Annotated in this window: 5 protein-coding genes; all 5 read left to right on the forward strand. The window is 46.5% G+C overall.

All coding sequences use genetic code 11. The annotated features are described in order from the left end of the window. Positions 1–78 precede the first annotated feature (78 nt). Positions 79–762: a heptaprenylglyceryl phosphate synthase gene (locus AR334_RS23730; RefSeq protein WP_066319430.1), complete on the forward strand. Its 684-nt coding sequence runs from the start codon at positions 79–81 to the stop codon at positions 760–762. 71 nt (positions 763–833) lie between these two features. Then, positions 834–3,122 carry a DNA helicase PcrA gene (gene pcrA / locus AR334_RS23735; protein WP_066319438.1) on the forward strand — a complete coding sequence of 763 codons (2,289 nt, stop codon included), beginning with the start codon at positions 834–836 and terminating at the stop codon, positions 3,120–3,122. 50 nt (positions 3,123–3,172) lie between these two features. After that, complete coding sequence (gene ligA / locus AR334_RS23740) at positions 3,173–5,179, forward strand: NAD-dependent DNA ligase LigA (protein ID WP_066319441.1); 2,007 nt, start codon at positions 3,173–3,175, stop codon at positions 5,177–5,179. A 20-nt stretch (positions 5,180–5,199) separates the two neighbouring features. Beyond that, a complete protein-coding gene (locus tag AR334_RS23745; RefSeq protein WP_066319444.1) occupies positions 5,200–6,363 on the forward strand; it encodes a CamS family sex pheromone protein in 1,164 nt (387 codons plus the stop codon). A 182-nt stretch (positions 6,364–6,545) separates the two neighbouring features. After that, positions 6,546–8,093: an L-glutamate gamma-semialdehyde dehydrogenase gene (gene pruA / locus AR334_RS23750; protein WP_066319451.1), complete on the forward strand. Its 1,548-nt coding sequence runs from the start codon at positions 6,546–6,548 to the stop codon at positions 8,091–8,093. The last annotated feature ends 215 nt before the right edge of the window (positions 8,094–8,308 follow it).

An 8,308-nucleotide genomic window follows, 5' to 3' on the forward strand; every position in this document is an offset into this window, starting at 1 on the left:
TAACGCCATAACGGTTTTGCATATAAACTGCTAATGCTATAATGGTGTAATGGAATGAGAAATTGGGAGGCACCTGTAATGTACGATTTTCGCGAGTGGCGCCATGTGTTTAAACTCGACCCAAATAAAGAAATATCGGATGAACAGCTAGAACAGATTTGTGAATCAGGAACGGATGCGGTCATCGTTGGGGGAACTGATGGGGTGACCCTTGAGAGTGTCCTTGATTTAATGGCAAGGGTCCGCCGCTATACGGTCCCATGTGTCCTGGAGGTATCCAGCATCGAGACCGTAACTCCCGGGTTTGATTTATATTTTATCCCGACGGTATTAAACAGCACAGACCCCAAATGGATTACCGGTCTTCATCATCAGGCGGTGAAGGAGTTTGGCGAAATCATGGATTGGGAAGAAATTGTGATGGAAGGCTATTGCATCCTGAACGGGGACTGCAAGGCGGCAAAACTGACCTCTGCCACGGCCAACCTAACACTTGAGGATATTAATGGCTATGCAATGATGGCGGAAAAAATGTTCCATCTCCCTATCTTCTATTTGGAATATAGTGGAACTTATGGCGACCCAAGAGTCGTTTCCGAGGTGAAAAAGACGCTTGCACACACGACCCTGTTTTATGGCGGTGGCATATCCACGTTCGCACAGGCCGCGGAAATGGCCAAGCATGCAGACGTGATTGTGGTTGGCAACGTCATCTACGATAATTTCAACGAAGCTTTAAAAACAGTGAAAAGTGTCCGCTAGACATTGCGGAAGAGCGGATGTAACGTTACAATAAAAGTAAGAACAAATGTTTGTACCTGGTGGTGGGAATTTTGCAATATTTAACGGATAAGCTATTGAACGGTTTAAACCCAGAACAGCAGCGGGCAGTTAAGGCAACAGATGGACCGCTGTTAATCATGGCTGGTGCTGGTTCTGGTAAGACGCGGGTCCTAACGCATCGAATTGGTTATTTAATTGTGGAAAAACGGGTAAATCCCTATAACATCTTGGCGATTACCTTTACCAATAAAGCAGCCCGCGAGATGAGGGGAAGAATTGCGAAGATGATGGGCGGAACGGCTGACGAGGTTTGGATTTCTACCTTTCACTCGATGTGCGTACGAATACTAAGACGCGATATCGACCGGATCGGCTACAATCGCAATTTTACGATTCTCGATTCAGGTGACCAGCAATCGGTCATCAAAGGGATATTAAAAGATAAAAATATTGATCCGAAAAAGTTTGACCCAAGAGCGATTTTAGGCTCGATAAGCTCGGCAAAAAATGAACTAATCACACCTGAGGAATATAACAAAACAACCGGTGGTTATTACGAAGATGTTGTTGGCGAGGTATATGAAGAGTACCAAAAACGCCTGCGGAAAAATCAGGCTCTCGACTTCGACGACCTGATTATGATAACGATCCAATTGTTCCATCGGGTGCCGGAAGTGTTGGAACGCTACCAAAACAAGTTCCAATACATCCATGTCGATGAGTATCAGGATACAAACAAAGCCCAGTATTTGCTCGTTAAGCAGTTAGCGAACCGGTTTAAAAATCTTTGCGTTGTCGGTGATTCCGACCAGTCGATCTACCGCTGGCGCGGCGCGGACATTGCCAATATCCTGTCGTTTGAAAAGGATTATCCAAACGCACAGGTGATTCTGTTAGAGCAAAACTACCGCTCGACGAAACGAATCCTGTTGGCTGCGAACAAAGTGATTGAAAACAACTTAAACCGTAAACCGAAAAACCTGTGGACGGAAAATCCAGAAGGCAACAAAATTAGCTACTACCGTGCCGACAGTGAGCAGGGCGAAGCTCAATTTGTTGTTGGGAAAATTAAGGAACTGACTCGTGACGGAAAGTATAAGCTGTCGGATGTGGCGATTCTTTACCGGACCAACGCACAGTCCCGTGTCATGGAGGAAGTGCTGCTCAAATCCAATATCGGTTACGCGATTGTCGGCGGCACAAAGTTCTATGATCGAAAAGAAATCAAGGACATGCTCGCTTATTTGCGCCTTGTATCCAATCCGGACGATGATATTAGCCTACAGCGGGTCATCAACGTGCCAAAGCGCGGAATCGGCTCCACATCGCTTGATAAAATTGCCGATTTCGCGGAAATGCATGATATCTCGTTGTACCAGGCCCTAGCATCGGTTGACCTGATTGGGCTTAGCCCCAAAATTACCAAAGCGGCAAAAGAGTTCCATGCTTTGATTAAAAACTACACCCAAATGCAAGAATTCCTATCTGTCACTGAATTAGTGGAAGAAATTCTTGATAAGACAGGCTACCGCGAAATGCTCGAGGCGGAGAAATCGCTGGAGGCACAAAGCCGCCTGGAAAACCTTGAGGAATTGCTGTCGGTAACGAAAAACTTTGAAGAGACAGGTGAAGACAAGACTCTTGTCGGCTTCTTGACCGACCTGGCGCTGGTAGCCGACATTGATTCGATGGATGATGATGAAGAGAAGGCTGATTCCGTGACCTTGATGACCCTTCACTCTGCCAAAGGGCTGGAGTTTCCAATTGTATTCCTGATTGGGATGGAAGAAGGTGTGTTCCCGCATAACCGCTCGCTAATGGAAGAGGCAGAAATGGAAGAGGAACGCCGCTTGGCATATGTGGGGATTACCCGCGCTGAGGAAAACTTGATTATTACCAATGCCCAAATGAGAACATTATTCGGCCGTACTAACATGAATCCGGCCTCAAGATTTATCAAAGAAATTCCGGAAGAACTGATAGAAGGAATGGAACCGGAGCGAAAGAATTCACCGTTTGGTTCCAGAGGCTTTGGCGGTTCCGGCTCATCTTTTGGGGCTGCATCCGAAAGCGCAGGTTCAACATTCGGGGCGCAACGAAGTTCATTTGGTTCGCAGACAGTACCGAGAAAGCCGGTCATGCGCCCTGTTCCAACAGCTTCAGGAGGAGACGATATTGCCTGGAAGGTTGGCGATAAAGCCGAACATGGCAAATGGGGCGTGGGAACCGTTGTCAGCGTTAAGGGCCAGGGCGAGGGCATCGAACTTGATATTGCCTTTCCAAGTCCGACTGGGATTAAGCGTCTGCTGGCTAAATTTGCACCAATCAAGAAAGTTTAACTGCAAGAGTTCAGTCATAATAGAAACGGAATAAAGAGAGGACTGAATATATGGACCTTCAATCTGCACAACAAAAAATCAATGAATTAAGAAGCCTGTTGAATCAATATGGCCATGAATATTATGTGCTGGATCAACCAACTGTTCCGGATGCGGAGTATGACCGGTTGATGCAGGAACTCATTGGACTTGAGGAAACATTCCCGGCGTTAAAATCACCTGATTCGCCGACTGTCCGTATCGGCGGTACTGTGCTTGATATGTTTGAAAAGGTGGAACACCGGACACCGATGTTAAGTTTGGGCAACGCTTTTAACGAGCAGGACCTGAAGGATTTTGACCGCCGCATCCGCCAGGCTGTAGGGAATGATTTTTCCTATGTAGCCGAATTGAAGATTGACGGCCTTGCCGTTTCGCTGCGCTATGAAGACGGCTTGTTTGCCCAGGGAGCGACCCGTGGTGATGGAACCATTGGCGAGGATATAACGGAAAATTTAAAAACCATAAAATCAGTGCCACTCAGATTAACGGAACCCATTTCACTAGAGGTCCGCGGTGAAGCGTTTATGCCGAAACGCTCATTTGAGGCATTAAACGCAGCAAGAAAGGAACGCGGTGAGGAGCTGTTTGCCAACCCAAGGAATGCCGCTGCAGGTTCACTGCGACAGCTGGATACAAAAATTGCCGCTACCAGGAAACTCGATGTCTTTTTATACGGGATTGGCGACCCGGAGGCTCTGGGAGTTGATTCCCACAGTGAAGGTCTTGATTACCTGGACCGTCTTGGCTTCAAAACGAATAAAGAGCGAAGAAAATGCGCGACCATTGATGAGGTAATACAATACATCAATGGCTGGGTCGAAAAACGCCCGCATCTCCCCTACGAAATTGACGGGATTGTTATTAAAGTCGATTCGTTCTCGCATCAGGCCGAGCTAGGAACAACGGCCAAAAGCCCGCGCTGGGCTATTGCATACAAGTTCCCGGCCGAAGAGGTGGTAACGACTCTTAAGGAGATCGAACTAAGTGTTGGCCGGACAGGTGTGGTGACACCAACGGCTATCTTAGAGCCGGTAAAGGTTGCCGGGACAACAGTTGGGCGTGCATCGTTGCACAATGAGGACCTAATCCGTGAAAAGGATATCAAAATTGGCGATAAGGTTGTTATAAAAAAAGCCGGTGATATCATACCGGAAGTGGTTAATGTTTTGGCCGACCAGCGTACAGGAGAAGAAGTGGATTTCCATATGCCGACGCATTGTCCTGAATGTGACAGCGAGCTTGTCCGCCTTGATGGGGAAGTAGCCTTACGCTGTATCAATCCAAAATGCCCGGCACAAATCCGCGAAGGCTTGATTCATTTTGTCTCACGTGATGCAATGAATATTGAAGGACTTGGCGAGAAGGTCATCAGCCAGTTGTTTGCCGAAAAGTTAATCAGCGATGTAGCCGATCTTTATAAGCTAACCCGTGAACAGCTGCTGGCGCTTGAACGTATGGGTGAAAAATCGGTTAACAATTTGTTGCATGCCATCGAGGCATCCAAGGGAAATTCGTTGGAAAAACTGCTTTTCGGTTTGGGAATACGCCATGTTGGGGCTAAAGCGGCCAAAACCTTGGCGCAAAACTTCGGTTCTATGGGGAAGCTCGCATCTGCTTCTAAGGAAGAGCTGTTGGCAATCAATGAAATCGGCGATAAAATGGCCGATTCGATCGTCAGCTTTTTCGAGCAGGAAGAAGCCCAGGAACTGCTACAAGAGTTGGCTTCTTTTGGGGTGAACATGGACTATAAAGGAGCAAAACCGGTTTCAGCCGAAGAGTCTGATTCGATTTTTGCCGGAAAAACGGTCGTATTGACTGGCAAGCTTGAGCAATTGTCGCGAAACGAAGCGAAGGAAAAGATTGAAGCGCTCGGAGGCAATGTGGCCGGAAGCGTCAGCAAAAAAACCCATCTTGTAGTTGCTGGGGAGGATGCAGGTTCCAAGCTGACAAAGGCCCAGGAACTCGGAATCGAAATTTGGGATGAGGCTAGGCTTCTTGAGGAATTAAATAAGTAAGCAAAGGTGGAACAAACGACGTGAGAAAGCTCTCATTAGTTGTCTTTTCGCTAGTTCTTTTGCTAAGTGCCTGCGCACCGAATTTTGGAAAGCAAAATGAAGTGGTTCAGACAAAGGAGAAGGATAAAGGGAAGGCGATTATTCCGAAGTATAATATTTCAGATAAGTATTACCGGACCATCCTGCCATTTGAGCCGGGGGAAGCTCGCGGGCTGGTAGTCAATAACATCAATACACGGTACGACCTAAACGAATTTGAAACGGGCTTAATGAGAATTGCCCAAAACAGCTTTGATACCGAAAAATATTATTTCCGTGAAGGCCAGGGAATTAAGGCAAAAACGATTAGGCAATGGCTGAACCGGCAATATACCGAGGAGCAAGCGGCGGCGGGCAAAGTGAAACCCGAGGACAACATTGGCCTAAATCCAGTGAATACGGGCACAGAGGCCGATCCAAGCAGTCCAATCTATTTGGCCCATATATTGGAACACGATTATTTAACGAAGGATGAAAATGGGAATGTCTCCCTTGCTGGAATTACAATTGGTCTTGCCTTAAACTCGGTTTATTATTATAAGGTTCATGTTGACGGCGGAACGATTGAAAAAGAAATGAAGGTTGACTTCCCTGATATGGAGCGGGAAGGCAAAAGAATCGCTGAAGAAGTGGTCAAGCGGATTCGGGCTACGAAAGGGCTGGGGGACATCCCCATTACCATCGCTTTATTTGGCCAGGCGGCAAAAACCTCTGTTGTTCCCGGAAACTTTTTCGCCTATACAACCGTTAATAAAGGAAGCTCCAGCTTAAACGGCTGGGAAAAAATCGATGAAAAATATTATTTGTTCCCGTCAACGGCTGCCCAGGAGGCACATCGAGATGATACCATCGCCTTTTTAAACTTTAAGCAGGATGTTGAAGAATACTTTCCAAACTTTAATGGGGTTATCGGGAGGGCATTCTATACTGGGGATCAGCTTCAAGAATTAAACATCACGATTCCAATTCAATTTTACGGAAAAACGGAAGGCATTGGCTTTACGCAATACGTGACTGGCCTAGTCATGGAGCATTTCCCGGAATACATTTCTGTATCGGTGACGGTCACATCGGTTGACGGCCCCGAGGCGCTCATCGTCCGCAAAGCCAATGAAAATGAACCGTTTGTTCATATTTACCAGTAGATCCGGCCAAGTCGCCGGGTCTTTTTTTGCTCATTTACACCCTTTTGAGAGAAACTGAGAGTGTTCTTCCATGTAAGATTCCCGCCATCCAGTAGTTATTAATCATTTGATACAAAGATATGAATCATGTAGAATAGATTTGATGTAAACGTTTTAATACATAACGTAGGAGGGGTAACGTAATGGTACAACCTTACAAGCATGAACCATTTACAGATTTTTCGATTGAGGAAAACCGCCAGGCCTATCTTCAAGGATTAAAAACGGTCGAAGGTTATTTGGGACAGGATTATCCACTTGTCATTGGCGGCGAAAAAATTACTACTGAAGAAAAAATCGTATCCTATAACCCAGCCAATAAAGAAGAAGTAGTCGGCCGCGTTTCCAAGGCCAATCAAGAACTTGCCGAAAAAGCAATGGAAGCTGCTGTGGAGGCATTCAAAACTTGGAAAAAGACGAAGCCAGAGGTTCGCGCCGATGTGCTGTTTAAAGCAGCAGCCATCATCCGCCGCCGCAAGCATGAATTTTCCGCGCTTTTAACAAAAGAAGCAGGCAAGCCGTGGAATGAAGCGGATGCCGACACTGCAGAAGGAATCGACTTCCTTGAGTATTATGGACGCCAAATGCTTAAGCTTAAGGATGGCGTACCGGTAAACAGCCGTCCTAACGAATACAACCGTTATCATTATATCCCACTTGGGGTGGGAATCATCATTTCACCATGGAATTTCGCATTTGCCATTATGGCCGGAACGACAGTGGCTGCGATTGTTTCTGGTAATACTGTTTTATTAAAACCGGCTTCGACAACGCCAATTATTGCGGCAAAGTTTGTTGAGGTAATGGAAGAAGCAGGCCTTCCTAAAGGCGTGTTGAACTTTGTTCCTGGCAGCGGTGCCGAAGTGGGCGATTACTTAGTTGACCATAAGGACACCCGCTTTATCAGCTTCACTGGATCGCGTGATGTTGGACTTCGCATTTTCGAACGTTCTTCAAAAATTAACCCAGGCCAAGTCTGGATGAAGCGCCTGATTGCGGAAATGGGCGGTAAAGATACGATTGTCGTGGATTCCGAGGCAGACCTTGAATTGGCAGCCCAATCGATTGTTGCCTCATCATTTGGCTTCTCCGGACAAAAATGTTCGGCCTGCTCACGTGCTGTTATCGTTGAAGATGTGTACGATCAAGTGTTGAACCGTGCCGTTGAACTGACTAACCAATTGGTGGTCGGTGACCCAACTGAGCAAGGTACCTTCATGGGCCCGGTTAACGACAATAATGCATTCAAGAAAATCATGGAATACATTGAAATCGGGAAAGGCGAAGGTAAATTGATGACCGGCGGCGAAGGCGACAATTCCAAAGGCTATTTCATCAAGCCAACGATTTTTGCAGACCTTGATCCAAAAGCCCGCATCATGCAGGAAGAAATCTTCGGCCCTGTAGTTGGCTTTACGAAAGCGAAAAACTTTGATGAAGCAATTGAGATTGCCAACAATACCGAGTACGGCCTAACCGGTGCAGTCATTACATCAAACCGCGCTCACATGGAGCAGGCCCGTGAAGACTTCCATGTCGGAAACCTGTACTTCAACCGCGGCTGTACTGGCGCCATCGTCGGCTACCAGCCATTCGGCGGCTTCAACATGTCAGGAACCGACTCCAAAGCCGGCGGCCCAGACTATCTATTGTTGCATATGCAAGCTAAAACAACATCTGAATTGTATTAATTATATGCGAACAACCTCTTCTCACTATTGTGGGGAGGGGTTTTTTGTTTATGAAGGGCAAAATCGAGCAGGGATAGGTGGAAAATGTCTTTCATCAGGGTTATAAAAGACAAAATTGCAGTTGAGAAGGGGCAAAGTGTCTAATAGAAGGCCTCTAAAAGACAAAATCACCACTTAAAGTACAAAAGTGTCTAATAGAAGGCCTCTAAAAGACA

Source organism: Bacillus sp. FJAT-29814, assembly GCF_001510715.1.
In the GTDB taxonomy this organism is placed as follows: domain Bacteria; phylum Bacillota; class Bacilli; order Bacillales; family Cytobacillaceae; genus Neobacillus.